Raw genomic sequence first — 26908 nt, forward strand, 5'->3', positions numbered from 1 at the left:
GGTGCCATGGTGGCTACCCAGACCGAGGCCCGACTGCTCGTCGTCGAGGACGATCCCAACATCCTCGAACTGCTCTCCGCGAGCCTGCGCTTCGCCGGATTCGACGTCGCCACCGCGACCAGCGGCAGCGCGGCGCTCAACGCCGCCAAGGACCACCGGCCCGACCTGGTCGTGCTCGACGTGATGCTGCCCGACCTCGACGGCTTCGAGGTCATCCGGATGCTCCGCGAGGGCGGCACGCGCACCCCGGTGGTCTTCCTGACCGCCCGGGACGCCACCGACGACAAGATCCGCGGGCTCACCCTGGGCGGGGACGACTACGTCACCAAGCCGTTCAGCCTGGAGGAGCTGACCGCCCGGATCCGGGCCGTGCTGCGGCGCACCGCCACCGGTGAGCACGCCCCCTCCCGGCTCACCTTCGCCGACCTGGAGCTGGACGAGGAGACCCACGAGGTGCACCGCGCCGGCCAGCGGGTGCAGCTCTCGCCTACCGAGTTCAAGCTGCTGCGCTACCTGATGCTCAACGCCAACCGGGTGCTGTCCAAGGCGCAGATCCTCGACCACGTCTGGAACTACGACTTCCGCGGCGACGACAACATCGTCGAGTCCTACATCTCCTACCTGCGGCGCAAGGTCGACAACACCCAGCCCCGGCTGATCCACACCCTGCGCGGGGTCGGGTACGTGCTGCGCAAGCCGGCGGCGTGAACGCCGTCCACGACGCGAAGGGCTGGCTGCGCAGCGTCCCGCTGCGCGTGAAGCTGGTCGCCTCGGTGCTCGCGCTGGTCGCCGTGGCGCTCGTGGTGATCAGCTCCCTCACCGCGTTCTTCCTGCACAGCTACCTGGTCGGCCGGGTCGACGACGAGCTGAACTCCTACCTGAGCCGGGTCGAGCAGACCTCGCCGACCGACACGAGCGCGGGCAACAGCCTGCCCAGCGACTACATGGCGGTCATCGCGACCCCCAGTGGCGGCAAGCTCTACTACGACAAGTCGCTGGCCGACGACGACCTGCCCGGCTCCCTGGACCAGCTCACCTGGTACCAGCAGCACGCCGACCGGGGGGCCTTCACCACCGACGCGGCCGACAAGCACCTGCGCTGGCGGGTGGTGATCAAGCAGGTCGGGGACGGCCAGTTCATCGCCGTCGGGCAGAACATGACCGACATCGACGTGGCCGTCCGGCAGCTGGTCTGGATAGACCTGCTGGTCGGTGGGGCGGTGCTGATCATCCTGGCCTCGGTCGGTGCGGGCATCGTGCGTACCAGTCTCAAGCCCCTCGTGGAGATCGAGCGGACCGCGGCGGCCATCGCCGGCGGTGACCTGACCCAGCGGGTGCCCGACCCCGAGGAGGGGCGGGCCTGCCCGACCTCCGAGCTGGGCCGGCTCTCCCGGGCCCTCAACGCCATGCTCGCCCAGATCGAGGCGGCGTTCACCGCGCGGGCCGCCTCCGAGGCGGCGGCGCGCAGCGCCGAGGTGAGCGCCCGGGACGCCGCCGCGTCGGCCCAGGCGTCCGAGGCGCGGGCCCGCCGCTCCGAGGAGCGGATGCGGCAGTTCATCGCCGACGCCTCGCACGAGCTGCGCACCCCGCTGACCACCATCCGGGGCTTCGCCGAGCTGTACCGGCAGGGCGCGGCCCGGGCGCCGGAGCAGACCGCCGGCCTGCTGCGCCGGATCGAGGACGAGGCGTCCCGGATGGGGCTGCTGGTCGAGGACCTGCTGCTGCTGGCGCGGATGGACCGGGAGCGGCCGATCGCGCTGGCCCCGGTCGAGCTGCCGGTGCTCGCCTCGGACGCGGTCCAGGCGGCCCGGGCCGTGGAGCCGGACCGGCCCATCACGCTGGAGATCGAGCCGGGCGCCGGTCCGCTGGTGGTGCTCGGCGACGACGCCCGGCTGCGCCAGGTGATCGGCAACCTGATGACCAACGCGCTCACCCACACCCCGCCAGACGCCGCGGTGACCCTGCGGCTGCGGGCGGAGCCGGGCAACCTGGCCGTGGCGGAGGTGGCGGACACCGGTCCCGGCCTCACCCCGGAGCAGGCCGAGCGGGTGTTCGAGCGGTTCTACCGGGTGGACGCGGCGCGTACCCGGCGGGCGGGCGGACCGACCAGCACCGGGCTGGGGCTGGCCATCGTCGCCGCGCTGGTGGCGGCGCACCACGGCACCGTCGAGGTGGTCGAGACGCCGGGCGGCGGGGCCACCTTCCGGGTGAAGCTGCCGCTGCTGCCGGAGGCGCCCGAGCCCGGCGAGTGACTTTCAGAAAACATTCAGGCCGGTTCCAGGCTGGTCGCAGTGCCAGGGGAGAAGGTGGAGTCATGACCGACCACGAGACCGATCCGCAGCGGTCGCCGGCCCCCGCCGACGCCGAGCCGTCGCACCCGACCGCCGAGCTGCCCCGCGCCGAGAGCGGGCAGTCGGACCCCACCGTCACCCCGGCCGTGGCGCCGGTTCCGGCCGACTCCCCGGCAGCCGGAACCTCCACCCCGGCTCCCACCGCCCCGGCGGAGGCGCCGGCCGCGCCCGCCGGCCCGTACGCGCCGCCGGCGGCAGCGCCGTACCCGGTCTCCGGGCAGCCGCAGCAGCCGCACCACTGGTACGGGGGACAGCAGCAGAACCCCTGGGCGCAGCAGCACGGCGGCTACCCGTCGCAGGCCGGCGGCCAGATGCCGCCGTACCAGGCGCAGCAGCCGTACCCGCAGCACCAGCCGCACCAGGTCCACCAGGCCGGGCAGCCGGTCCCGCCGTGGGGCACCCAGCAGCCGGCGCGGCCCAGCCGGGCCGGGAAGTTCATCGGCGCTGGCGCGCTGGCGCTGGCCCTGATGCTCGGCTCCGGCGTGGCCGGCGGCGCGCTCGCCCTCGCCCTCGACGGCGACCGGACCGTCACCCGCACCTACTCGGCCGCGCCCGTGCTGAACAGCGCCGACCTGCCGAAGATCGCGGCCGCCGTCCAGGACAGCATCGTCACGATCATGACGGACAGCGGTGAGGGCTCCGGGGTGATCCTCAGCGCCGACGGGTACGTGCTGACCAACAACCACGTGGTCGCCTCCGCCAGCGGCGACACCGTGAAGGTCGTCTTCGCCGACGGCAAGACCGCCCAGGCGAAGATCGTCGGCACCGACCCGAAGACCGACCTGGGCGTGGTCAAGGCCAGCGGGGTGAGCAACCTCAAGGCGGCCAAGTTCGGCGACAGCGACGCCATGCAGGTCGGCGACCAGGTGCTCGCCCTGGGCAGCCCGCTCGGCCTCCAGGGCTCGGTCACCGCCGGCATCCTCAGCGCCCGCGACCGCACCATCCAGGCCGGCGAGGGCGGTCAGCAGCAGAACCCGCAGCAGGGCGCCAGCTCGATCTCCGGCCTGCTCCAGACCGACGCCCCGATCAACCCGGGCAACTCCGGCGGCGCGCTGGTCAACACCCGGGGCGAGGTGATCGGCATCAACACGGCCATCGCCACCGCCGGGCAGGGCAGCAACGGCAACATCGGGGTCGGCTTCGCCATCCCGAGCAACAAGGCCAAGGACGTCGCCGAGAAGCTCCAGCGCGGCGAGAAGATCAGCCACCCGTCCCTCGGGGTCAGCGTGGCCGGCGCGGAGGACGGCGGCGCGCTGGTCTCCGACGTGGTCGCGGGCAGCGCCGCCGAGAAGGCCGGGCTCCAGCGGGGCGACGTCATCACCAAGTTCGGCGACAAGGTGATCAACGACTCCAACGACCTGGTCGGCGCCGTGCAGGCCGGCAAGGTCGGGGACCGCGTCGAGGTCCAGTTCAAGCGGAACGGTTCGACCCAGACGGCAACCGTGACGCTCGCCGAGACGTCATAACGCCAGACCTGCCTCCTCCACGGGCGGCGGGTGACGGAGCCAAGGGGGTTGGCTCCGTCACCCGCCGCCCTTTTTCGCGTCCTCACCCGCTCCGGGTGAGTCCGTCTCACCCCGTCCGGCGGCACCCTCGGTGCATGACGACCACCTCCGCCGTCCGTACCGACCAGGACATCCAGCGGGACGTGCTCGCCGAGCTGGACTGGGACGCGCAGACCCGGCCGACCGAGATCGGGGTGACCGTCGCCGACGGCGTGGTCTCGCTCACCGGCCAGGTGGACAGCTACGCCCGGCGCTGGGCCGCCGAGCGCTGCGCGCACCGGGTCCGCGGCGTCCGTGCCGTCGCCAGCGACCTGGAGGTCGAGCTGCCCGCCACCGAGGCGCGCACCGACGCCGACATCGCGATCGCGGCCAGCCGGGCGCTGGAGTGGGACAGCTTCGTCCCCGCGGAGCGCCTCGACGTCACCGTCGCCGACGGCTGGGTGATGCTCCGCGGCGAGGTGGAGTTCGGCTTCCAGCGCCGCACCGCCGAACGGGAGCTGCGCCGGCTGCGCGGCGTACGCGGGGTGACGAACCTTGTCGAGGTGCACCCGCCCACCCCGCCCAGCGACGAGCAGAACCGCCGCGACCTGCAACGCGTGCTGTTCCGGCGGACCGGCACCGAACGCATCGAGGTGCGGGTCAGCGGGGACACGGTGGTGCTCGACGGGGTGGTCCGCTCGTGGTGGCAGCGGGAGGAGGCGGAACGGGCGGCCTGGGCCACGCCCGGCGTACGGGAGGTGCACGACCGCATCGTGGTGGCCGGCTGAGCCGCCGTTTACCGCCGGACGCGTCGGGAAACCGCCGCCGACTGGGTACGCCGGGGACCATCGGGGAGGACTCGTGGCCGTGAACCAGCCGCCGTCGGACCGCTCACGGGCCGGGCCCCTGCGGATCGCGATGGTGGTTCCGCCCTGGCTGTCCGTCCCACCGCCCGGCTACGGCGGCCTGGAGCAGGTGGTGGCCGGGCTGGTGGACGGGCTGGTCGACCGCGGTGACGCGGTGACCCTGTTCGGCGCCGGCCGGGAGAACGGCACCGCCGCCGACTTCGTCTCCACCTGCGCCGACCTCCAGTACGAGCGGCTGGGCGAGTCCCTGCCGGAGCTGGCCCACCTGGCCCATGTCAACCGGCTGGTGGACCCGGCCGACTTCGACCTCGTGCACGACCACACCACCATCGGCCCGATGGTCGCCGGCCAGCGCCGGGTGCCCACCGTGGCCACCGTGCACGGCAACCCCGTGGGGGAGTACGGCACCGTGCTGAGCAACGCCGACCACGGGGTGGGCCTCGTGGCGATCTCGCACGCCCAGCGCGCCGCCAACCCGGACCTGCCCTGGGTGGGCACCGTGCACAACGCGATGCCGCTGCGCGACTTCCCGCACAAGCGGGCGCCGGGACCCGGGCCGGTGCTCTGGCTCGCCCGGTTCAGCCCCGACAAGGGACCGGACGTGGCGATCCGCGCCTGCCGGGCGGCCGGCCTGCCGCTCACCCTGGCCGGCAAGTGCAACGAGCCGGCCGAGCGCCGTTACTTCGAGCAGGTGGTCGAGCCGATGCTGGACGACGACGTCACCCTGGTGCTCAACGCCGACCGGGCGGCCACCCTGCGGCTGCTTGTCGACGCCCGCTGCCTCATCATGCCGATCCAGTGGGCCGAGCCGTTCGGCATGGTGATGGTGGAGGCCATGGCCACCGGCACTCCCGTGGTGGCGCTGCGCCGGGGCGCCGTGCCGGAGCTGGTCCGGGACGGGGTCACCGGGCTGGTCTGCGACCGCGCGGAGGAACTGCCGGCGGCGCTGCGGGCGGCGGCCCGCCTCGACCCGGCCGACAGCGTCGCCCACGTGGCGGAGCACTTCTCGGTCGAGCGGATGGCCGCCGGCTACGAGGCGGTCTACCGGAGCTTCCTGGCCGGCCGGGCCGGGTTCGCCGGGCGGCGCGAGGCCACGCCCGTCGTCGCCCGTTGACCCTCAGGTGCGCCCCGTCGCCAGTTCCGCGGCGGCGGCGTCGAGCTGGCGGGCGTACTCCGGGCTGATGCTGCCCTCGCGCCGACGGTCGGCGATCTTCCCGCGGAGCCGGTCCACGGCGGCGGTCAGCGCGCCGTCACCGGTCGCGGCGGTGGCGTTGCGCAGCAGGTTGCGCAGGTCCACGCCGACGTCGCCGCGGATCTGCCCGGCGGCCAGCCCGGCCTCGATCAGCCCCTCCACCCGGTGGGCCGCCTCGTCCAGGCTGCCGCCGGCCGGCGTCGGCGCGGCGCCGGTCGCGGCCGGCCGGCGGGTCGGGCCGGGCGGCGCGGTGGTGGTCGGGGTGTCCTGGCTGGGTGGCGCGGTGGACGGCACCACCGCCGGCCCGGCGGTCGGCGACACCCGCGGCGGCGCCTGCTCGTCCGGCACCAGGGCGGGCACCAGCAGGGCGGCGCCGGCGACCACCACCACGCCGACCGCCACCAGGGGCAGCGCCCGGCGGCGCCGGGACGCCCCGGCCGGGACGGGCGCGGGGGCCCCGGGCCCGGCCGGCGGTCGCTCCGGGCCGGGCAGCGCCGGCAGGGTCACGGTCGGGGCCAGCATGGTGGCGGCCTGCGGGTCGGCGGGCAGCAGCTGGTCGCGGAGCACGGCCGCCACCTGGTGCGCGGTGGGCCGCCGCCGCGGGTCGCGGGCCAGACAGCGCAGGCAGATCTCCGCGACCGGCGCGGGCAGCCCGGGTACGCCGTCCAGGGTGGGCGCGGCGTCCTCGGCCAGCGCCGCGCTGAGCTGCTCCCAGGTGTCCGCCGGGTACGGCGGCTGCCCGGTGAGCGTCTCGTAGAGCAGCACGCCCAGCGAGTAGACGTCGGTGGCCGGCTGGGCCTGCGCCCCGTCCAGCCGCTCCGGCGCCACGTACGCCGGGGTGCCGAAGGTGCCGCCGTCCTCGTCCTCGTCGGGCGCGCCGACGCGGGTGGCGATGCCGAAGTCGAGCACCTTGGCGCCGACCCGGGTCATCATCACGTTCGACGGGGTGATGTCGCGGTGCACGATGCCCAGCCGGTGCGCGGCGGCCACCGCCTCGGCCACCTGCGCGCCCGTCTCCACGGCGGCCGGCCAGGGCAGCGGCCCCTCGGTGAGCCGGTGTTCCAGCTCCTCGCCGCTGAGCAGCTCCATCACCACGAACGAGGTGATCGAGCCGTCCGGCGCCACCGTCTCGCCGTAGTCGTGCACGGCGGTGACGTGCGGGTGGACGAGCTGGGCGGCGGAGCGGGCCTCCTCGCGCACCATGTCGCGGAACCGGGCGTCGGCGGCGAGCGAGGGGGCGAGCACCTTCACGGCCACCACCCGGTCGAGCACCTCGTCGCGGGCCCGCCAGATCACCGACATGCCGCCGGCCCCGATCTGGTCGATGAGCCGGTACCTGCGGGCCAGCAGCCGGCCGGCGTGCAGCGTCGCCTTCACATCGCACCTGCCTGGGCTTGGGAGCGGTATCAGGTTGCGGGAATGTGTCCGGCCTGTCAACGGCTGTCCGTTCCCGGTCGCGGCCCGCGCCGCACCGGTCGCGCCCGGTGACGGCGGTGACCGGCCGGACCGGCGGCGGCGGGCCGGTTGCGCGGCGCGTGCCAGGATGAACGGCATGGCAGGCGGTCCGGTGGCGTTCGTGCTCGGCGGCGGGGGAGTGCTCGGCGCGGTCGAGGTGGGCATGCTCCGTGCCCTGTTCCGGGTGGGGATCCGACCCGACCTGGTGATCGGCACCTCGATCGGCGCGGTCAACGGCGCCCTGGTCGCCGCCGACCCGAGCGAGGCCGTCACCGACCGGCTGGTCCGGCTCTGGGCCTCGCCCGAGGCGAGCGAGGTGTACGGCGACTCGGTCGCCCGGCAGCTGCGCCGCTTCGCCGCGCGCACCCACCTGCACTCGCCCCGGCCGCTGCGCCGGCTGCTGGAGAGCGAACTCGGCGAGGACACCACCTTCGCCGACCTGGCCGTCCCGTTCCGCTGCTGTGCGGCGAACATCGAGCGCGCCGCCGAGCACTGGTTCCACAGCGGACCGGTGGTGCCGGCGGTGCTCGCCTCCGCCTCGGTGCCCGGGCTGCTGCCCCCGACCCAGATCGACGGCCAGCACTACATCGACGGCGGGGTGGTCAACTCGATCCCGGTCGGCGAGGCCGTCGCGGCCGGGGCCACCCAGATCTTCGTGCTCCAGGTGGGCCGGATCGAGCGCGAGCTGAGCCCGCCCCGGCGGCCCTGGGAGATCGCCCAGGTGGCGTTCGAGATCGCCCGCCGGCACCGGTTCGCCCGGGAGATGGCGGCGCTGCCGGAGGGGGTGGACGTGCACGTGCTGCCGACCGGCGGCCTGGAGCCGCGCGAGGACAGCCCGTGGGCGTACCGGGACATCGCGGCGGTGGGGCGGCGGATCAGCCGGGCGTACACCGCCTCCCGCCGCTACCTGGACACCGCCCTGGAGCGCTGATGCCGCTGCCGCCCCGGTGGTTACGCCGGATGCTGCTCGCGCCCGGCGTGGTGCTGCTCGCCGTCGCCGTGGTGACCACCCTGCCGGCCTGGGCGCTGCTGGCCCTGGCCGCGTCGCCACTGGTGCCGGGGCGGCTGCGCCCGCTGCGGCTGCTCTGGATCGGCACGGTCTACCTGGTCTGGGACGCGGCCGCGCTGCTCGCCCTCTTCGTGCTCTGGCTCGCCTCCGGCTTCGGCGCGCGCAAGCGGTCGCCGGCCTTCCAACGGGCGCACTACGTGCTCGCCGGCCACTTCCTGCGGGTGCTGTTCTGGCAGGCCCGCTGGACGCTGCGGCTGAGCATCGACGTGGTCGGCACCGACCCGGACACCGCCCTGCCCGGCCGCCCCGAGCTGGTGCTCTGCCGGCACGCCGGCCCGGGCGACTCGTTCATCCTGATCCACGCGCTGGTGAACTGGTTCCACCGGGAGCCCCGGATCGTGCTGAAGGAGACCCTCCAGTGGGATCCGGCCATCGACATCCTGCTCAACCGGCTGCCCAACCGGTTCATCGCGCCCGGGCCGGACGGCCGGGACTCGGCGATCCGGCAGATCGGCCACCTCGCCACCGGCCTGGACGACGACGACGCGTTCGTGATCTTCCCGGAGGGCGGCAACTTCACCCCGAAGCGCCGGCTGCGGGCCATCGCCCGGCTGCGCGCCCTCGGCCTGGAGCGGATGGCGCTGCGCGCCGAACGGATGCAGCACGTGCTCGCCCCGCAACCGGGTGGGCTGCTCGCCGCCCTCGACGCCGCCCCGGACGCCGGGGTGATCTTCGTGGCGCACACCGGGCTCGACCAGATGGTCACCGTCGCCGACGTGTGGCGCGAGCTGCCGATGGACAAGCGCATCGTCATGCGGTTCTGGTCGGTGCCGCCCGAGGAGGTGCCGGTCGGGAAGCAGGAGCGCATCGACTGGCTCTTCGACTGGTGGGCCCGGATCGACCGGTGGATCGCCGCCAACCGGGACGGGACGGCCGCCGACTAACGGCCGGTTCGGTGCGCGTGCAGCGGACCGGCCGGAACGCCACGTAGGGTGCGCTGGTGGAGCAGATCTGCGTGGTGACGACCGTGGTGGACGCCCGATCGGTCGCGGACGTGCTGGCGGCCGCGGCCGTCGCCGGCCGGCTGGCGGCGTGCGCCCAGGTCGGCGGGCAGGTGGACAGCACCTACTGGTGGCAGTCGGCGATCCAGACCACGGCCGAGTGGTCGGTCCAGTTCAAGACCGCGCCGGACCGGGTGGACGCGCTCGTCGACCAGCTCCGCGCCAACCACCCGTACGAGGTGCCGGAGATCCTGGTCACCCGGGTGGAGAGCGGCAACCCGGACTACGCGGCCTGGGTGCACGACCACACCCGCCCCTAGGTACGCCTACTCTGTCCGCCCGCCCCGCCGGTCACGATGCTGGCGGGGTGGAGAACACCGGCTACCCCTGCCCCGGCTGCGGCGCCCCCGCCGACCTCGCCTCCGGCTGTCCCGGCTGCGGCCGTCCGCCGTACCCGCCGGCCGCCGAGGTCGTCACGCTGGACCGGGAGATCGCCGGGCTGGCGCCGCGGGTCGAGGCGGCCCGGGTCGCGTACCAGGAACTGGCGGGCCGGCTGTCCACGGCCCGGGAGCGGCGGGCCGACCTGGCCGCCCGGATCCGCCTGGAGATCCCGGCGCCGCGCCCGGTCGCGCCCGCGCCGCCGGTGCCGGTGCGCCCGCGGCCGGCCCCCGTCCCGGTACGCCCCGGCGGGGCGGAGACCTCCACCCGCGCGGTGCAGAGCCTGCTCTTCGTCCTCGGTGGACTGCTGCTCGGCACCGCGGCGGTGGTCTTCACGGCGGTCGCCTGGGCCGCGTTCGGGGTCGCCGGGCGGGCGCTGATCCTGCTCGCCTTCACCGCCCTCGCCCTCGCCGCGCCGCTGGTGGCCCGGGCGCGCGGGCTGCGCGGCACCGCCGAGACGTTCGCCGCCGTGGGCCTGCTCCTGGTGCTCCTCGACGGGTACGCCGCCTGGTCGGTGGACCTGTTCGGGGTGGGCGGCTGGCCGGGCAGCCGGTACGCCGCGCTGGTCGGGGGGATCGGCGCGGCGGTCGCGGCAGGGTACGCGCGGCTGAGCCGGCTGACCGTTCCCTGGTTCGCGGCGCTGCTGACCGCCCAGCCGGTGCTGCCCCTGGCCGCGGTGGCCGCCGAGCCGTCCGCGGCCGGCTGGGCGCTGGTCCTGGCCGCGCTGGCGCTGGGCGACCTCGTGGTGGTGGTCGCCCTGCGGGGCCGGGTCACCCCGACCGGCGCGGGTGCGCCCGGGTCGGCCGGCCCGGTGGGGGCTGGCGCCGGTGGGGCCGGGTCGGCCGGCCCGGCCGGTGCTGCGGCCGGTGGGATCGGGTTGGCCGGCGGGGGGCCGGTCCAGCCCGACGCCGGGGTGCGGGCCGGGGGAGCGGCGGCCGGCGGGGGGCCGGCCGCCGCGCCGCCCCCCGGCCGGCCCGCCGCCACCGCGACGGCCCGGAACGCGCCGTCGGCGGTGTTCGCCGGCTGGGTGCTCGGCTGGGTCGGGCACGGCGTCGCGCTGGCCCTGGCGGCCGGCTTCGCGCTGGTGCCGCTGGTCCTCGGGCGGGCGGCCGGCACCCCGCTGCTGGCCGGCGGCCCGCTGCTGGTGGTGGCGCTCGCCCTGTTCGCCGGCGCGCTGGCGGCGGGCGGCCGGACCCACCGGCTGGTCAGCGCCGGGCTGCTGGTGCCGGTGCTGGCCACCGCGCTGATCCGGCCGGTCGCCGCGCTGCGCCCCGGGTTGCTGCTGCTGGCCGCGGGCATCGTGGTGCTCGCGATGGCCGGCGCGGTCCGGGCGCTTCCGGCGGGACCGCGGACCGGTCCGCGGCTCGGCGCCTTCCTGGTGGCCGCCGGCCTGGGCCAGGTCGCCACCGTCCTCACCGGGCTGGTCGCCACGGCCACCGCGGCCGCCGCCTTCCCGGCGTGGCAGGGCGGGCGGACCGCCGCGGTCCCGTCCTGGGGATGGCAGCTTCCGGTGGCCGTGCTGCTCACCGCCGGGGCCGTCGCCCTGCTGGCGCCCCGGGTCGCCCGGCCGCTGGTCGGGGTGGTCGGTGGCGCCCTGGCCGTGCTGGCCGCGCCGGCCGTGACGGCCACCCCGTGGCCGCTGGTGCTGGTCGCCGACCTGGCGGCGGCCACCGGGCTGCTGCTGGTGGTGGTCGCCCGGCCGCGCCGGCGCAATCCGACCGTGGTGGTCACCGCGCTCACCGCGGCCGTCCTGCTCGGACACGGCCTGCTGGTCGGCTGCGCCGCGCCGGCCGGCGCGGTCGCGGTGCTCGCCGTCCTGGCCGTGCTCGGCACGGTCGTGGCGGCGCGGGGCCGCCGGGGCCGGGGCGCGCAGCCGCTCATCGCCGGGGTGGCGCTGGCCGTGGCGCTGCTCGCCGTGCCGGCCGGGGTGGCCGTCGCGCTGCTCGGCGTCGGCGCGCCGGCCTGGTGGCAGCTCCGCGGCGGGACGGCCGCCGTCGCGGTGCCGGTGGTCGCCGTCCTCGCCGTCCGTCGCCACTGGCCCGACCTGCACGAGTACGCCTCGGTCGGCCTCGCCGTGGCGCTCGCGGCGGTCGGCCTCGGGCCGCTGGTCGTAGCGGGTGGGGAGCCCGTGGCGCTCTACGCCGCCGTCGGCGCGCTGCTGGCGCTGGCCGCCGGGGGCGGCGCCCGGCCCGGTCCCGCCCCGCAGGCGGTCGGCGCCGCGCTGGCCGGCCTGGCGTTGCTGGCCGCCGCCCCGACGGCCCTCGCGGTGCTGCTGGACCTGCCCGTCCGACCCTGGTCCGGGGTGCCCGCCGTCGAGCCCGTGCCGGCGGCGGCCCGCCCCGCGCTGGTGCTGGTGCTGCTCGGGGCGGTCGCGGCGGCATACGCCCGGATCGTGACGTCGGAGCGGCGTGCGGCGGCGGACGCGCCGAGCTGGTGGCTGCCCGCGCTGGCCGCGCTGCCGTTCGGCGCGGTGGCCCTGCCGGTGCTGCTGGCGGCGGCCGGCGCGCCCTGGCCGGTGGTGCCCGCCCTGGTCTTCGGGACCGGGGTGGCCGCGCTGCTGCTGGCCGCGCTGGCCGGCCCGCGCCCGGCGGCGCTTCCGGTCCTGCTGCCGCTGGGGCTCGCCCTCACCGCCCCCGGGCTCGGTGGCCTCCTCGCCACCCGGGCCGGGACCCTGGCCGGGCTGGGCGTGCTGGTCGTCGCGGCCGCCGTGGCGGGGGCGGCCGGCCGGCCGGCCGAGGTCCGGCTCGCCGGCTGGCTGGGCGCCGTGGCGGCGGCCACCGGCTTCGCGGTCACGGCGGCGCTGGCCGGCGGGCTGCCGCTGCGTACCGCCGGGTTCGCGGTGCTGGCCGTCGCGGCGGTGACCCTGCACGCCACGCCGACCCTGCGCGCCCGAACCGTCGGCGCGGGCGGCCCGGTCGGGGCGGTGGCGCTGGAGGCGGCGGCGCAGGCGGTGGCTCTGCTGGCGCTGCTGCTCACCGGTGGCGCGCTGCGGCACGCGGCGGCGGTCTGCGTGCTGTGGGGCGTGGCCGTGGCGGTCCGGGTGCTGCGCCGGGGCGAGACGCCGGCCCGGCGGTGGACCCTCGCCGCGGTCGCGGGCGGCAGCGAACTGCTCGGCGGGTGGCTGCTGCTGGCCGCCGGCGGGGTGACGGTGCTGGAGGCGTACACCCTTCCGGCGGCGGCGCTCGCCCTCGGCGCGGGCCTGCTGGCGCTGCGGTCCCGGCTCGGGCTGAACAGCTGGCTGGCGCTCGGCCCGGGGCTCGGCGCGGCGCTGCTGCCCAGCCTCGTCTCGGTGCTGGCCGCGCCGGACCCGCAGCCGGCCCGCCGGCTCGCGCTCGGCCTCGTGGCGCTCGGCGCGGTGCTCGGTGGCGCGGCCCGGCGCTGGCAGGCGCCGGTCCTGCTGGGCGCGGCGACCCTGGTCCCGCTGGCCCTGCACGAGCTGGCCCGGGGCTGGGACCTGCTGCCCCGCTGGATCTTCCTGGGCCTGGGTGGCCTGGCGCTGATCGCCCTCGCCGCCACCTACGAGCGGCGCCGGCGGGACGTGGCCCGGCTCCGGGCCGCCGTGGGCGGGATGAGGTAGGGCTAGCACCACCCCGAGCTGGGGGGTTGCCAGGATTACCCAGAGCGATCGATTCGCGCAGAATTGGTTACGCAGAGTCGCGCCGCCGGCGTGGCACACCGACCGAGGAGCGGGGATCGGATGACCTCATCGACGTTGACGGCGCCGGCGGCACGGCGGGGCAGCGACTACGCGCGGCTGTCCCGCCGGGTCGCCGCCGCGGGCCTGTTCGACCGGCGACCCGGCCGGTACGCGGCCCGGATCGGGATCACCCTGGGCGCCTTCCTGGCCGGCTGGGCCGTGGTGGTGGCGGTGGGCGACTCCTGGTGGCAGCTGCCGCTGGCGGCGCTCATGGCGGTGGCCACCACCCAGGTGGCGTTCCTCGGGCACGACGCCGGCCACCGGCAGATGTTCCGCCGGCGCGGCCCGAGCGAGGTGGCCGGCCTCGTCGCGGGGAACCTCGCGGTCGGGCTGAGCTACGGCTGGTGGGTGGACAAGCACAACCGGCACCACGCCAACCCCAACCACGCCGACGAGGATCCCGACGTGGGGGCGGGCGCGCTGGTCTGGACGTACGAGCAGGCGACGGCGACCCGGGGCGTGAGCCGGTGGATGGCCCGGCGGCAGGCGTGGCTGTTCTTCCCGCTGCTGCTGCTGGAGGGGCTGGCGCTGCACGTGGCCAGCGTTCGGGCGCTCGTCGGCCGGGAGCCGGACGGCCGGTGGCGCACCCCGGTCCGGCACCGCGCCGTGGAGGGGCTGCTGCTCGTGGCGCACGCGGTCGGCTACCTCGGTCTGCTGTTCGCCGTGATGTCGCCCGGCCGCGCGCTGCTCTTCGCGGCCGTTCACCAGGGGCTGTGGGGCCTCTACATGGGCTGCGCCTTCGCCCCGAACCACAAGGGGATGCCGATGCCCACCGCCGAGGACGACCTCGACTTCCTGCGCAAGCAGGTGCTCACCTCGCGCAACGTGCGCGGCGGGCGGTTCGTCGACGTGGCGCTGGGGGCGCTCAACTACCAGATCGAGCACCACCTCTTCCCGAACATGCCCCGGGCCAACCTGCGGCGGGCCCGGCCGATCGTCCGCGCCTACTGCGCCGAGCAGGGCATCCCGTACACGGAGACCGGCCTCTTCGCGTCGTACCGGCAGGCGTTGGCGCACCTGCACGAGGTGGGACGCCCGCTGCGGCGGGGCTGAACCGGCCGGCGGCGGCCCTCCCGGCGAGCGGCGAGGGTCGATGTCCGGCGTGCGTCGAGCTGCGCCGGTCGGCCCTGCCGGTAGGGTCGTCGCATGGCAGACCTGCTCACCGCGACGGCGGTGCGAGCCGAGGCGGGGCGGCCGGCCCCGACCCGGCGGACCGACGACACCGTCCGGAGCGCGGCATGAGATTCGAGATCAGCAAGGTGCTGGACGCCATCGAGGGTCGGGTGTGCACCGATCCCTCGCTGGCCCGGGCGGTGGTCGACCTGGCCGAGGTGATCCGCTGGCAGGACCTGGACGGCGGGCGGCCGGCCAGCCTGCTGCGGCTCGGCATGGTGATCGACGCGCTGTCCCGGCAGTTGGAGGAGGACAGCGTCCCGGTCTACGCGATCGTGCACCGGGCCCTGCTCTCCGACGCGGACCTGACCTCCAACGAGCGGATGGTGGTCCGGCGCTGGGCCGACGACGGGCTGGTCGAGGTGCTCGACCAGCCCGGGGACCGGATGCTGGAGGTGGCCGACCTGCTCGGCCTGCCGGTGCTCAGCCGGGTCCGGTTCGACGGGCTGGGCGGCCGCTGGCCGTGGCTCGGCCAGGCCGGCCGGGTGCTCGCCCCGGTGCCCGGCGCCGGCGGCCCGGTCTTCATCGCGCACGTCGGCGGCGGGCAGACCCCGGCCACCGGCAGCCGCTCGCCGGCCGGCGCGAAGCTGCTCGCCCGGCAGTGGCGCTGCCCCGAGCCGGGCTGCGCGCTGTTCGGCGGCGGTGGCGGCGGGGGCGCCTTCGCCGACCTGGCCCGGGTGGACCGCGCCCCGGCCGGGCAGCCGCCGCCCACGCTGCGCAACGGCGTGCCCACCTGCCCCCGGCACGGCGCCCGGCTCGGCGACGCCGGGCCGCGGCCGCGCACCGCGGTGCTGGCCGTGCGGATCGGCGGGCTGGTCCGGCGGCGGTTCGTGCTCACCGAGACCCAGCCGGTGCTGGTCGGGCGGGCGCCGGACGCCACCGGCGGCGTCGTGCTCGGCCAGTGGCTCAACGACGAGGCGCGGCGCTGGATCAGCCGCAACCACGTCCGGTTCGAGCTGCGTGTGGGCGAGGTGATCGTGACGGACACCAGCACCAACGGCTCGGGCGTGCGGCCGGGCGGCTCGATGGCCGAGCCGGACCGGGTCGCGCTGGCCCCGCAGCAGTCCCGGGTGCTGGGCGAGGGCGACCTCGTCGAGCTCTACCCGGGTGTGCAGATCGGCCGCGCCGACGAGGTGGCCAGCGACGCGAAGTTCAGCCCGACCTCGGTGATGGCCGAGGCGCCGACCATGGCCATGCGGCTGCCGCGCGTCTGAGGCGACGCGGAAAAGGGCGCCGGGACCGTCGTGGTCCCGGCGCCCTTTCCTCAGGTACGCGGATCAGCCGGCCAGCACGGCGGCGAGCTGCGCCACCGCGTGGTCGATCTCCTCCTCGGTGATCACCAGCGGCGGGGCGAGCCGGATGGTCGAGCCGTGGGTGTCCTTGGCCAGGACGCCCCGCTCCATCAGCCGCTCGCAGGCCTCCCGGCCGGTCATGAGCGCCGGGTCGATGTCCAGCCCGGCCCAGAGGCCCCGGCCCCGGACCGCGACCAGGCCCTTGCCGACCAGCCCGCGCAGGCCGGCGTGCAGCCGCTCGCCCAGCTCGGTCGAGCGGCGCTGGAACTCGCCGGTGGCCAGCAGCCGGACCACCTCGGTGGCGACCGCGCAGGCCAGCGGGTTGCCGCCGAAGGTCGAGCCGTGCTGGCCCGGCTTGAGCACCCCGAGCACGTCGGCGTTCGCGGCGACCGCCGAGACCGGCACGATGCCGCCGCCGAGCGCCTTGCCCAGCAGGTACATGTCCGGGACGACGCCCTCGTGCTCGCAGGCGAAGGTGGCGCCGGTGCGGCCCAGGCCCGACTGGATCTCGTCGGCGATGAAGAGCACGTTCCGGTCGGTGCAGACCTGGCGGACGCCCGGCAGGTAGCCCTCCGGCGGCACCACGACGCCCTGCTCGCCCTGGATCGGCTCCAGCAGCACGGCCACGGTGTTCTCGTCGATCGCCGCGGTCAGCGCGGCCAGGTCGCCGTAGGGGACCACGGTGAAGCCCGGCGTGTACGGCCCGAAGTCGGCGCGCGCGTCCTCGTCGGTGGAGAAGCTGACGATGGTGGTGGTCCGGCCGTGGAAGTTCCCCTCGGCGACCACGATGTTGGCCTGGCCCGGGGTGACGCCCTTGACCTGGTAGCCCCACTTGCGGGCGACCTTGATGCCGGTCTCCACCGCCTCGGCGCCGGTGTTCATCGGCAGCACCAGGTCCTTGCCGCAGAGCGCGGCAAGCTCGCGGCAGAAGTCGGCGAACTGGTCGTGGATGAACGCGCGGCTGGTCAGGGTGAGCCGGTCGAGCTGCGCGTGCGCGGCCTCGATCAGCTTCGGGTGCCGGTGGCCGAAGTTCAGCGCCGAGTAGCCGGCCAGGCAGTCCAGGTAGCGCCGGCCGTCCACGTCGGTCAGCCAGGAGCCCTCGGCCGACGAGATCACCACGGGCAGCGGGTGGTAGTTGTGCGCCGTGTGACGCTCCGCGTCCCGTACCGCGGAGGGCGTCCGCAGCATGTCGTCGATGATCACTTGATTGCCTTTCCCTGACGGAGTCGCAACGTGCAGCACTTCGGTCCGCCGCCGGCCTTGCGCAGCTCGGACAGGTCGACACCGATGGTCTCGTAGCCCCGGTCGCGCAGCTTCGCGGCCAGGTCGGTGGCCTGCGCGGGCAGCACCACGTGCCGCCCGTCGCTGACCGCGTTCAGCCCCAGCACCTCGGCGTCGGCCATGGTGGCGTGGACCGCGTCCGGGAAGAGCCGGCGCAGCACCGCCCGGCTGCCCGGGGAGAACGCCTCCGGCAGGTACGCCACGGTCCGCTCGTCGAGCACGGTGAGCGCGGTGTCCAGGTGGTAGAAGCGCGCGTCCACCAGCTGCATGGTGATCACCGGGTAGCCGAAGACCTCCTGGAGCTGCGCGTGCGAGGCGTGCGCGGTGCGGAACCCGGTGCCGGCGAGCAGGTGGTCGCCGACCAGCAGGACGTCGCCCTCACCCTCGTTGACGTGCTTCGGGTCGTACATCTCGAAGCCGGCGGCCTCGAACCAGGCCCGGTAGGCGGGCGCCTCGTCGGCGCGCTGCGGGTCGCGGAACTGCACCGCCATGGCCTTGCCGTCGATCACCGTGCCGCCGTTGGCCGCGAAGACCATGTCCGGCAGGCCGGCGACCGGGTCGATCAACTCGACCTCGTGGCCCAGGTCGAGGTAGGTCTGGCGCAGCTGCTCCCACTGCCGGATCGCCAGGTCGGCGTCGACCGGGGCGGTGGGGTCCATCCACGGGTTGATCGCGTAGTCGACGGCGAAGTACGTCGGCCGGCACATCAAGAAGCGCTGGCGGATGGCGTCCATCGTCATGTCGTGCTCCCAGGGGTCGGGCGCGCCCGGCCACCGTCGGCCCACGGGCTGGCGCCGTGGTCCAACGGTATGCGGCCCGGGCCGACGACATCCACCGCGAGAAGTTGCGTACGGCGACGGATCGTTGCGTCTGGCCTACTTCTCGCGGTGGATCGTTGCGTCCACGTGCTCAGCCGCGCTCCAGCCCCAGGTGGACCCGCCGGTGCCCCGGCCGCTCGATCTCGTCGAGCAGGGCCAGCGCCAGGTCGGCGTACGTGATCCGGCTCGCGGCCCGGGCCGGGGCGAACCGGTACCGGCCCGTGGGCGTCCCGCCGTGGTCGAAGTCGCCGGCCGGGCTGAGCACCAGCCAGTCGACGTCCGCGCCCGCCTCGCGCAGCACGTCGACGCCGGCCGCGTGCCCCAGGTAGAAGCCCCGGTACTCCTGCGGGTAGCCCGGCGTGTCCATCAGCGGCACGCCGTCGGCCGTCGGCAGCACCGAGGCGAGCCCGACCACCATGAGCCGGCTCACCCCGGCCCGGCGCGACCCGGCCAGCGTGGCCCGGGCCGCCGCCGGGAAGAAGACGTCCGGCGGCGCGGCCAGGTCGGCGGCGGCGTGTACCGCCGCGTCGTGCCCGGCCATCAGGTCGGCGACCCGGTCGGCGTCGGTGACGTCGCCGGCGGTCACCCGCACCCCGCTGTCGGCCGTCAGGTCCGGGTGGCGGGCCGGGTCGCGGACCACGGCGGTCACCTCGTGGCCCCGGTCGCGTGCCGCCTCCACCGTTGCCCGGCCGGCCCGGCCGCCGGCCCCGAGAACGATGATCCTGCCCATCGACGTACCTCTTCTCGTCGTCCGGGCCGGCGGGGTCGCCGGCCGTCCGCGCGGACGCTATCCGGCGGCCCGGTTTCCACCCGGATACCGACTACGGTGGGCGGATGGCCGCGCCGCTGGACCCGGAGATGTTCGACGAGCTCTGCCCCTCGGACCTGTCACCGATCCGGTTCGGGGACAAGTGGGCCGGGATGGTGGTGCGCTGCCTGGAGGACGGGCCCCGGCGGTTCTCCGAGCTGCGGGTGCCGCTGCGCGGCGTCACCGCCAAGGTGCTGACCCGGTCGCTGCGCCGGCTCGAAGCCGACGGGCTGGTCCGGCGGGCCGTGCTGGCCGGGCGGGTCGAGTACGCGCTCACCCCGCTGGGGCGCAGCCTGCTCGGCCCGATGGACGTCGCCTGCGCCTGGGCCCGGGAGCACTGGGAGGAACTGCTCGACGCCCGCGAGGGCGTGCCCGCGGCCGACTGACCCCGGACACACTTCGGGGGCGGCGAACCGCCGCCCCCGAAAGAGGTGTGCCCGGCTGGTGAACCACCAGAGCTGATCGGGCGTGCCGGCGCTGCGCCGGCGACCGGGAAACTGCCCGTCAGAAGAGCTCCGCAAACTGTGAGTCGAGCCACTCCCGGAACCGACCCACCCACTCGCCGTCGGTGGTGGGCCAGTCGAACTGGCCGGTCATGGCCACGACGCCGAGCACCACGGCGGCGAGGCCGACGATCACGCCGATCAGCGCGTCGGTCTTGCCGGCCACGTGCCGGCGGCGGGTGGCGATCAGGCCGAGGACGGCCAGCACCGCGCCGACCGCGCCGAGGCCGATGCCGTAGCCGGCGAGTGGGCCGGAGAGCACGAAGAGCGCGCCGACCACCGAGACGATCAGGCCGAGGGTGGCGAGCAGGCTGGCCCGGGGCCGCTTCGTGGTGACCGGCTCGACCCGCTCCACCGCCGGGTCCCGGTCGACGGGCCGGTCCGGCCGGCCGTCGTGGTCCAGGTCGACGGTGCGCTCCAGGTCCGGGTCGACCGTCGCCCGGGTGGGCCGGTCGTCCGGGCCGGTCGAGCGGGCGGTGGCGGCCCGCGCCGCCGCGGCCCGGTCCGCCGCGCGCCGCTCCGCGTCGGTGGAGCGCTCGTCATCGGTCGCCGTGGCGGCGCTCCGGTACGTGGTGCGCTCCTCGTCGCGGTCGGTGACCACCGGCCGGTCGTCCACCCGGTCGGCGGTGCGGTCGCGCGCGTCGACCACCCCGTCGCCGTTCACGTCTTCGGTTCGCGCCGGACCGTTCCGGCGGGACAGAATCTTCACTTCGACACCTCCTGAACTCCGGCGCGGAGACCGCGCATGACAGTCAGGAGGTACCCCGTCGCGGACAGGTCGACACCCGTCGACGCCCGCCCCTGCCTGATCGGCGTCGTACGGGCCGGCCGGCTACCGTTGCCGTCGTGCCAGAGGGACACACCATCCACCGCCTGGCGGCCCGGCACGCCGAGCTCTTCGCCGGCGACAAGGTGCACGCCGCCAGCCCGCAGGGCCGCTTCGCCGAGGGCGCGGCCCGGCTCACCGGCACCGTCCTGGACGGCACCGAGGCGTACGGCAAGCACCTCCTGCACCACTACGCCGGCGAGCTGACCCTGCACGTCCACCTCGGGCTCTACGGCAAGGTCACCGACGGCCCGGGCGAGCCGCCACCGCCGGTCGGGCAGATCCGGCTGCGGCTCAACAGCGACCGGCACTGGCTGGAGCTGCGCGGGCCGACCGCGTGCGAACTGCTCACCCCGCCCGAGGTGGCCGCGCTGCGCGACCGGCTCGGTCCCGACCCGCTGCGGGCCGACGCCGACCCCGACCGGGCGTACGCCCGGATCCGGCGCAGCGCCACCCCGCTGGCCGCGCTGCTGCTGGACCAGTCGGTGGTGGCCGGCACCGGCCTGATCTTCGTGGTGGAGGCGCTGTTCCGGGCCGGGCTGCCGCCGCTGCTGCCCGGGCGGGAGCTCACCCCGGCCGGCTGGGCGGAACTCTGGGCCGACCTGGTGGCGTTGATGACCGTCGCCGTCGAGCGGGGCCGGATCGACACCGTGCGCGACGACCACCTGCCGGAGGCCATGGGGCGGGCGCCGCGGGTCGACCGGCACGGCGGCGAGGTGTACGTCTACCGCCGCCCCGGCGCGCCCTGCCACGTCTGCGGCACCGAGATCAGCCGCGGCGGGCTGGCCGGCCGCAACCTCTACTGGTGCGCCACCTGCCAGGCCCCCTGACCGGCGCCGCCCTCGGCTGACCGGACCGGCGGCCGAGCGCGGCCCGGTCAGCCGACGGCGCGGAGGGCGCCGTGGCGGCGGTGCCGGAGCCGCTCGACGGCTTGGGCGGTGGCCTCGTCGGCGGGCAGCAGGACGACCAGTTCCTGGGCGTCGGTGCTCGGCAGTTCGAGCTTCTCCCGGTGCCAGCGCAGCCCGCCCGCGACCGGATGGTCGAGCCGCATCGGCACCTGGGGCGGCGGCAGGTGCCGTTGGAGCCGCCGGGTGAACTCCGGCCCGGCGACGGGGGCGAGCTGGACCCTGAACCACTCGGAGGCCTCCGCGGACGGCCCGAGCCACAGGTCGAAGGCCTGCTCGTCGGCCACCTGGTCCCAGTCGGGGAAGTGGGTCCGGGCACGCGGGTCGGTGAAGACGTAGCGGGTCAGGTTCGGCACGTCGGCGTCGAGCAGCCCGACCCCGCTCATGACCAGCTCGAACCCGCCCGTGTAAGCGAGCACGTCGCCGAGCCGGTTGGTGACGAACGCCACCCCGGGTTCGAGCAGCCGGAGGGTCTCCCGCACGGTGGGCCGTACCTCGCGGTTGGGCGGCGCCGGCGGCCGGTGCCCCGGGCAGCCCCCGCCGGTGATCTTGGCGAGGTAGCGCAGGTGGTGCCGCTCCCCGGCGTCGAGGCTCAGGCCGTCCGCGAGGGCGTGCAGCACCGAGTGCGACGGGTTGCGGTCCCGGCCCTGCTCGATGCGGGTCAGGTATTCCACGCTGATCCCCGAGCGGGTGGCCACCTCGGCGCGGGTCAGGCCGGGGGAGCGGCGCCGGCCCCGGTCGGGCAGGCCGAAGGACTCCGGCTGGAGGCTGTCGCGCTTGGCGCGGACGAAGTCACCCAGTGGCGTACCCATGGGTGGAAGTCTAGGGCGGGCTCCGGCCGCCCCGGCCGGCGTAGCGTGGCCCTGCGGGGGCCAGCCTGCGCCCGGTCTGGTTGCCGCCGTCCCGGCGGCGGACCGTGGAGCCCATGAACGAGAAGCACAGGTTGGTCATCGTCATCGGAAGCGTCCGCGAGGGCCGGTTCGGGCCGGTCGTCGCGTCCTGGGTCGCCGAGCGGGCGCGCGAGCACGGCGGGTTCGACGTCGACGTCGTCGACCTCGCCGAGGTGGAGATCCCGCTCGCGCTGCCGGCGGAGTCACCGAAGTTCGCGGGCGACGCGTACCCGCGCCCGGAGGCCATGGCGCCGCTGACCGCCGCGCTGGGCGACGCGGACGCCTTCATCCTGGTCACGCCGGAGTACAACCACAGCTATCCGGCCGCGCTGAAGGCCGCCATCGACTGGCACTTCACCCAGTGGACGGCCAAGCCGGTCGCCTTCGTGAGCTACGGCGGCGCGGCCGGCGGCCGGCACGCTGTGCTGCACCTGGAGAACGTCCTCACCGAACTGCACGCGGTGACCATCCGGGACGGGCTGGCGTTCCCGAACTACTACCTGGGCTGGCAGGACGGCCAGCCGCTCGACGCGGCGGCGTCCGGGTACGCCAAGACCCTGCTGGACCAGCTCGCCTGGTGGTCCGGAGCCCTGCGGACGGCACGCGAGGCCACCCCCTACCCGGCCTGACCGCCGCGTTCCGTGGCGTGACCGGTCCCCCGGACCGGTCACGCCAGGCCGGCCGGCCCACGGACCTGGCGTGGACCCGTCACGCCATGTCGAGCAGCCGGCGGACCGTCTCGACCTGGTGCGGGAAGACCTCGTCCTCGCCGATGCTCCACGCCAGCGTGTGCACGACCGCCCAGCCGCGCACCCGCTCCCGGTCCAGGCCCAGCTCGGCGCTGAGCCGGTCCAGCCGGAGCCGCAGCGCGGCGGGGGAGTCGCCCAGCTCGGGGCCGCGCACCAGCGGCACCACCCCGAACTCCCGCTCGCCGACCAGCGGCTTCGGGTCGATGACCAGCCACGGCTCGCGGCCGGCCGCCAGCACGTTGCCGGCGTGCAGGTCCTGGTTGACCAGCACCTGCTCGCCCTGGTTGGGCACCAGCTCGGCGAGCAGCCCGAGCGCGGCGTCCAGCAGCCGCCGCTCGAACGGCCGGTCCAGCCGCTCCCACTTGGCCGGCAGCCGCTCGGCCCAGCCGGCCGCCTCCTCGGCCAGCGGGGTGAACGGCGGGCCGGCCGGCACCCAGACCCGGGGCAGCAGCCCGACCGCCACGTCGAGCGCCGCCTCGGGCGGCAGCCCGTGCAGCGGGGTGCCGGGGACGCAACGCTCGACCAGCAGGGCCCGGCGCTCGGCGTCGTGGGCGAGCAGCCGGATCGCGCCCCGACCGGCCCAGTGCGCCAGCGCGGTCGCCTCGTGCACGCTGTCGTCGTCCGGATACTGGAGCTTCAGCACCGCCGGGGTGCCGTCCGGCAGCTCCGCGGGCATGGCCAGCGACGCGAAGGCGTACGCGAAGGGCGGGCCGACCCGCAGCTCCCAGCGCTCGACGCAGTCGGCCAGCCGGTCCGGCAGGGTGGCGAGCCATTCCCGGCCGTCCGGATACCGCTCGGTCCAGCGCAGCCCCTCGGGGATCTCCATCCGGCCATCCTGGGTTCCGGTGGCGGTCGCGTACAACCCTTTCCGGCGCGATGCCGTCTGGAACAGCGAACCCCACGGAGGTGGCCGGATGCCGGACGCGTCGGACCAGGAATACATCGAGTACGTCACCGCCCGCCTGCCGGCGCTGCGCCGGCTCGCGTACGGACTCTGCGGCGACCGCGACCAGGCCGACGACCTGGTGCAGGAGACCGCCACCCGGCTCTACCTGCGCTGGGCGCGGATCGCCGAGGTCGAGCAGCTCGACGCGTACGTCCGCACGGTGCTGGTCCGGCACTTCCTGGACACCCGGCGGCGCGGCGACGACGGCCGGGTCCTCGGCGGGAAGCTCGAGTCCGACGACCAGGTCCGGCCGGTGCGCTGGACCTGCCGGTGACCGGTCCGGGGGCGGTCCCGCACCGCCCCCGGACCGGAGTCGTTCAGCGCAGCCGGCGGACGTCGCCGTACGCCCGGTAGAAGCCGCCCCGGCCCGCCTCCCGGACCTCGGTGACCAGGTAGCGCGCGCCCGGCTCCCGGATGCCCTTGGGGAACTGCACCGACCAGTCCCGGCGGTAGCCGTCGGAGAGCACGTGGACGCGCAGCCGGCCGCCCTGGTCGACGCACTGCACGACCACGCCGGACCGGTCGTCCGTGGTCACCTCCACGCTGGTCCAGGCGGCCGGCTCGGGCAGCCGGGCCGGGGCCTTCACGTCGACCACCTCCGGCACGCTGCCCGCCTCGGCGGCCCGGATGGCCGGCTCGCTGGCGTCGATGCAGGCCAGGTAGCCGCCGGTGGTCACCACGTAGAGCCGCTCGTCGTGGTACTGCATCGAGTACGCCGAGCCGCAGCCGGTGCCGAGCTTCCACAGCCGGTTGCCGGCCTCGTCGAAGCAGTAGATGGAGGAGGCGCTGTCGCCGGCGAAGACGTACCGGCCGCCCTCGGCCGTGGCGCAGGAGAAGACCGGGGCGTCGCACCGGTAGGTCCGCTCGGCCCGGCCGTCCTTGCGCAGCCGCACCACCTCGCGGGTGCCCGTGCCGGCGAAGACGGCGTCGCGCTCCTGCCAGCCGAACAGCACCGCGCCGGTGCGGGTGTGCCACAGCTCCCGCCCGGTCCGCCAGTCGTAGCCGGTGACCCCCTGCGAGTGGCCGTGGTAGAGGGCGTCGGTGTCGCACCGCACCATCCAGGCGGAACGGCCCCGGCCCGGCCGGCGCCACAGGAACTCGTCCTCGTGGTCGACCGCGGCGATGCCGCCCTCGCGGTCGGAGACGCCCAGCACGCCGTCGTGGATGTCCAGCCAGTAGATGTCGATGTCGGGGGCGATCGTGTACGCCACCCGGGGCACCTTGCCGGACAGGTCGTAGACGTTGCCGTCGTCGCAGCCCGCGTAGATCCAGGCGTCGTCGGCGACGATGCACTTCACCCCGTCGGGGAGCCGGACCTGGTGGAGCACCCGGGCGTCGTGGTCGAGCGTGGTGATCACACCGTGTTCGTTGCCCACCATGCAGGTCCGCCCGTCGATGAAGATGCCGAACGCGGGCGCGCCGGAGGCGTAGCGCCAGAGGACCGGGGCGGTGCGGGCGGTGGAGCGGGTGCTGACGATCTGCCGGCGGGAGACCGCCCGCTTCTGGCGTACGCCGGGCACCGCGGGGGCGTACCCCTTGCGGACCTTCTCGCCGATCTTCTTGGCGGCGGCGGCCCGGGCGCGGGCGTTGTCCGGGAAGCTGCTGCACTTCACCTGGCCCTGGTCGCCGATCCGGCCGTAGCGCACGCTCATCGTGGTGCCGTCGACCACAACCTCGTAGAACTTGTGCGCTCCTCCGTCCACTTCGGACAGTTCGAGGTAGGTCGTCTCCTGCGACATGGGATGCCTCCGAGGGGAAGTGCCGGACCCGGCAACGCGACAGCGCGCACAAGGTAACCGCGCCCCCCGACAAGCTCGGGACGTTCGGTCAGCGGCCGGCGTGGGACAGGGCGTCGACGGCCTTGCGGGCGGCGATCAGCACCGGGTCCCAGACCGGGGCGTACGGCGGCGCGTAGCCCAGGTCGAGCGCCGTCATCTCGTCCACGGTCATGTTGTTCCACAGTGCCACGGCCAGCGTGTCGATCCGCTTGGCCGCCTCGGACCAGCCGACGATCTGCGCGCCCAGCAGCCGGCCGCTGGGCCGCTCGGCGATCAGCTTCACGGTCATCGGTCGGGCGCCCGGGTAGTAGCCGGCCCGGTTGGTCGACTCGGCCAGCACGGTGATGAACTCGAAGCCGGCCGCGGTGGCGTCCCGCTCGCGCAGGCCGGTCCGCCCCACCTCCAGGTCGCAGACCTTGGTCACCGCCGTGCCGATCACGCCGGGGAAGGTCGCGTACCCGCCGCCGATGTTGATGCCGGCGACCCGGCCCTGCTTGTTGGCGTACGTGCCGAGCGGGATGTGCACCGGCATGCCGCTGACCCGGTGCAGCGACTCCACGCAGTCGCCGGCCGCCCAGACACCGGACACCCCGGGGACCCGCATCCGCCGGTCGACGCGGATCGCCCCGGACGGGCCGACCGGCAGGCCGGCCGCCTCGCCGAGGGCGGTGTTCGGGCGTACGCCCAGGCCCAGCACCACGACGTCGGCCGGCATCGGCCCCTCGTTGGTGACCACGGCGGCGATCCGGCCGTCCCGCTCGTCGAGGCCGGTGACCGTGAGGCCGGTGCGGATGCCGATGCCGGTGCCGCGCATCGCCTCGGCCACCAGCTCGCCCATGTCCGGGTCCACCGTCGCCATCGGCTGGTCGGCCTGCTCGACCAGATCGACCGAGAGCCCGTGGTGCAGCAGCGCCTCGGCCATCTCCACGCCGATGTAGCCGCCGCCGACCACCACCGCGCGGCGGGGCTTCGGCTCGCGGTCCAGCCAGTCGAGCAGGGCGGTGCCGTCGTCGAGGGTCTGCATGCCGAACACCCCGGCCACCCCGCCGCGCGCCCAGTCGGGCTGGATCGGGCGCGCGCCGGTGGCGTACATCAGCGTGTCGAAGCCTTCGCGGACCTCGCCGCCACCCTCCAGGTCCCGGGCGACCACCTCGCGGCGGTCGAGGTCGATGGCGGTGACCTCGTGCCGCAGCCGGACCTCGATGTCGAACTGGTTCCGGAAGGTGGCGGGATCCCGGGCGATGAGCTGGTCGCGCTCCGGCACGAGCCCGCTGACCCAGAACGGGATGCCGCAGGCGGAGTAGGAGGTGAAGTGGCCGCGCTCGAAGGCGACGATCTGCAGGTCGCTCCGGTCGCGGAGGCGCCGGGCCTGGGACGCCGCCGACATTCCGGCGGCGTCCCCGCCGACGACGACCATCCGCTCCGTCACGACGCCATCCTGTCACG

The 26908-nt window shown here is 75.6% G+C and carries 24 protein-coding genes; 15 read left to right on the top strand and 9 right to left on the bottom strand.

All coding sequences use genetic code 11. The features are described from left to right. Positions 1-6 precede the first annotated feature (6 nt). The 5 genes from NLX85_RS13805 to NLX85_RS13825 all read left to right on the top strand — a co-directional run bounded on the left by NLX85_RS13805 (position 7) and on the right by NLX85_RS13825 (position 5815). Positions 7-708, top strand: a complete 702-nt coding sequence (locus tag NLX85_RS13805) for a response regulator transcription factor (protein WP_046571468.1) — start codon at positions 7-9, stop codon at positions 706-708. After that, entirely contained in the window at positions 705-2252 is a 1548-nt protein-coding gene (locus tag NLX85_RS13810) for a cell wall metabolism sensor histidine kinase WalK (protein ID WP_254335061.1), read from the top strand. The genes NLX85_RS13805 and NLX85_RS13810 overlap by 4 nt, the downstream gene beginning before the upstream one ends. Before the next feature lie 62 nt (positions 2253-2314). After that, positions 2315-3817, top strand: coding sequence for a trypsin-like peptidase domain-containing protein (locus tag NLX85_RS13815; RefSeq protein ID WP_254335063.1), 1503 nt, complete (start codon positions 2315-2317; stop codon positions 3815-3817). A gap of 134 nt (positions 3818-3951) precedes the next feature. After that, positions 3952-4623 (top strand): BON domain-containing protein, encoded by a 672-nt coding sequence (locus NLX85_RS13820; RefSeq protein WP_254335065.1) that lies wholly within the window; start codon positions 3952-3954, stop codon positions 4621-4623. Positions 4624-4753: 130 nt separating this feature from the next. Beyond that, complete coding sequence (locus NLX85_RS13825) at positions 4754-5815, top strand: glycosyltransferase family 4 protein (RefSeq protein ID WP_256566691.1); 1062 nt, start codon at positions 4754-4756, stop codon at positions 5813-5815. A 3-nt stretch (positions 5816-5818) separates the two neighbouring features. Here the strand turns inward: NLX85_RS13825 and NLX85_RS13830 are convergent, their stop codons facing one another. Continuing rightward, a complete protein-coding gene (locus NLX85_RS13830) occupies positions 5819-7270 on the bottom strand; it encodes a serine/threonine-protein kinase (protein ID WP_254335069.1) in 1452 nt (483 codons plus the stop codon). Positions 7271-7445: 175 nt separating this feature from the next. Between NLX85_RS13830 and NLX85_RS13835 the strand changes: the two genes are divergently transcribed. From NLX85_RS13835 to NLX85_RS13860, 6 genes are all read left to right on the top strand, one after another. Further along, entirely contained in the window at positions 7446-8279 is an 834-nt protein-coding gene (locus tag NLX85_RS13835) for a patatin-like phospholipase family protein (RefSeq protein WP_254335071.1), read from the top strand. After that, positions 8279-9301 (top strand): 1-acyl-sn-glycerol-3-phosphate acyltransferase, encoded by a 1023-nt coding sequence (locus NLX85_RS13840; RefSeq protein ID WP_254335072.1) that lies wholly within the window; start codon positions 8279-8281, stop codon positions 9299-9301. Before NLX85_RS13835 ends, NLX85_RS13840 begins: the two co-directional genes overlap by 1 nt. 56 nt (positions 9302-9357) lie before the next feature. Next, the gene (cutA, locus tag NLX85_RS13845; RefSeq protein ID WP_254335073.1) at positions 9358-9678 is read left to right on the top strand and encodes a divalent-cation tolerance protein CutA; all 321 of its coding nucleotides are present in this window, start codon (positions 9358-9360) and stop codon (positions 9676-9678) included. 47 nt (positions 9679-9725) lie between these two features. Beyond that, positions 9726-13373, top strand: a complete 3648-nt coding sequence (locus NLX85_RS13850; protein WP_254335075.1) for an SCO7613 C-terminal domain-containing membrane protein — start codon at positions 9726-9728, stop codon at positions 13371-13373. A 120-nt stretch (positions 13374-13493) separates the two neighbouring features. Further along, positions 13494-14546 carry an acyl-CoA desaturase gene (locus tag NLX85_RS13855; protein WP_254335077.1) on the top strand — a complete coding sequence of 351 codons (1053 nt, stop codon included), beginning with the start codon at positions 13494-13496 and terminating at the stop codon, positions 14544-14546. A 185-nt stretch (positions 14547-14731) separates the two neighbouring features. After that, a complete protein-coding gene (locus tag NLX85_RS13860) occupies positions 14732-15880 on the top strand; it encodes an FHA domain-containing protein (RefSeq protein ID WP_254335079.1) in 1149 nt (382 codons plus the stop codon). Between the two features lie 63 nt (positions 15881-15943). On the opposite strand, the gene rocD is transcribed toward NLX85_RS13860, so the two are convergent. The 3 genes from rocD to NLX85_RS13875 form a co-directional block, all read right to left on the bottom strand. Beyond that, positions 15944-17158, bottom strand: a complete 1215-nt coding sequence (rocD, locus tag NLX85_RS13865) for an ornithine--oxo-acid transaminase (protein WP_254335565.1) — start codon at positions 17156-17158, stop codon at positions 15944-15946. Then, positions 17158-17973, bottom strand: a complete 816-nt coding sequence (gene ddaH, locus NLX85_RS13870) for a dimethylargininase (protein ID WP_254335567.1) — start codon at positions 17971-17973, stop codon at positions 17158-17160. Before ddaH ends, rocD begins: the two co-directional genes overlap by 1 nt. Positions 17974-18148: 175 nt before the next feature. Then, positions 18149-18787 (bottom strand): NAD(P)-dependent oxidoreductase, encoded by a 639-nt coding sequence (locus tag NLX85_RS13875; protein WP_254335081.1) that lies wholly within the window; start codon positions 18785-18787, stop codon positions 18149-18151. A gap of 104 nt (positions 18788-18891) precedes the next feature. On the opposite strand from NLX85_RS13875, the gene NLX85_RS13880 reads away from it, so the two are divergent. Beyond that, a complete protein-coding gene (locus NLX85_RS13880; RefSeq protein ID WP_254335083.1) occupies positions 18892-19251 on the top strand; it encodes a helix-turn-helix domain-containing protein in 360 nt (119 codons plus the stop codon). A 118-nt stretch (positions 19252-19369) separates the two neighbouring features. Here the strand turns inward: NLX85_RS13880 and NLX85_RS13885 are convergent, their stop codons facing one another. After that, positions 19370-20077: a DUF4190 domain-containing protein gene (locus NLX85_RS13885; protein ID WP_254335085.1), complete on the bottom strand. Its 708-nt coding sequence runs from the start codon at positions 20075-20077 to the stop codon at positions 19370-19372. A 137-nt stretch (positions 20078-20214) separates the two neighbouring features. On the opposite strand from NLX85_RS13885, the gene NLX85_RS13890 reads away from it, so the two are divergent. Then, on the top strand, positions 20215-21024 hold the full coding sequence (locus tag NLX85_RS13890) for a DNA-formamidopyrimidine glycosylase family protein (protein ID WP_254335087.1): 810 nt from the start codon (positions 20215-20217) through the stop codon (positions 21022-21024). Between the two features lie 47 nt (positions 21025-21071). Here the strand turns inward: NLX85_RS13890 and NLX85_RS13895 are convergent, their stop codons facing one another. Further along, a complete protein-coding gene (locus tag NLX85_RS13895) occupies positions 21072-21911 on the bottom strand; it encodes a helix-turn-helix domain-containing protein (RefSeq protein WP_254335089.1) in 840 nt (279 codons plus the stop codon). Positions 21912-22024: 113 nt separating this feature from the next. Here NLX85_RS13895 and NLX85_RS13900 point away from each other — a divergent pair, with 113 nt between their 5' ends. Next, a complete protein-coding gene (locus tag NLX85_RS13900) occupies positions 22025-22618 on the top strand; it encodes an NADPH-dependent FMN reductase (protein ID WP_254335091.1) in 594 nt (197 codons plus the stop codon). A 79-nt stretch (positions 22619-22697) separates the two neighbouring features. Here the strand turns inward: NLX85_RS13900 and NLX85_RS13905 are convergent, their stop codons facing one another. Then, positions 22698-23564: an aminoglycoside phosphotransferase family protein gene (locus tag NLX85_RS13905; protein ID WP_254335093.1), complete on the bottom strand. Its 867-nt coding sequence runs from the start codon at positions 23562-23564 to the stop codon at positions 22698-22700. Positions 23565-23652: 88 nt separating this feature from the next. Here NLX85_RS13905 and NLX85_RS13910 point away from each other — a divergent pair, with 88 nt between their 5' ends. Further along, on the top strand, positions 23653-23958 hold the full coding sequence (locus tag NLX85_RS13910) for a sigma factor (RefSeq protein ID WP_254335100.1): 306 nt from the start codon (positions 23653-23655) through the stop codon (positions 23956-23958). Between the two features lie 43 nt (positions 23959-24001). On the opposite strand, the gene NLX85_RS13915 is transcribed toward NLX85_RS13910, so the two are convergent. Then, positions 24002-25423: a WGR domain-containing protein gene (locus NLX85_RS13915; protein WP_254335102.1), complete on the bottom strand. Its 1422-nt coding sequence runs from the start codon at positions 25421-25423 to the stop codon at positions 24002-24004. A gap of 88 nt (positions 25424-25511) precedes the next feature. Then, positions 25512-26891: an FAD-dependent oxidoreductase gene (locus NLX85_RS13920; protein WP_254335104.1), complete on the bottom strand. Its 1380-nt coding sequence runs from the start codon at positions 26889-26891 to the stop codon at positions 25512-25514. Between the last annotated feature and the right edge of the window lie 17 nt (positions 26892-26908).

Origin of the sequence: Micromonospora sp. A3M-1-15, from assembly GCF_024213425.1 — a bacterium.
Classification (GTDB): Bacteria; Actinomycetota; Actinomycetes; order Mycobacteriales; family Micromonosporaceae; genus Micromonospora; species Micromonospora chersina.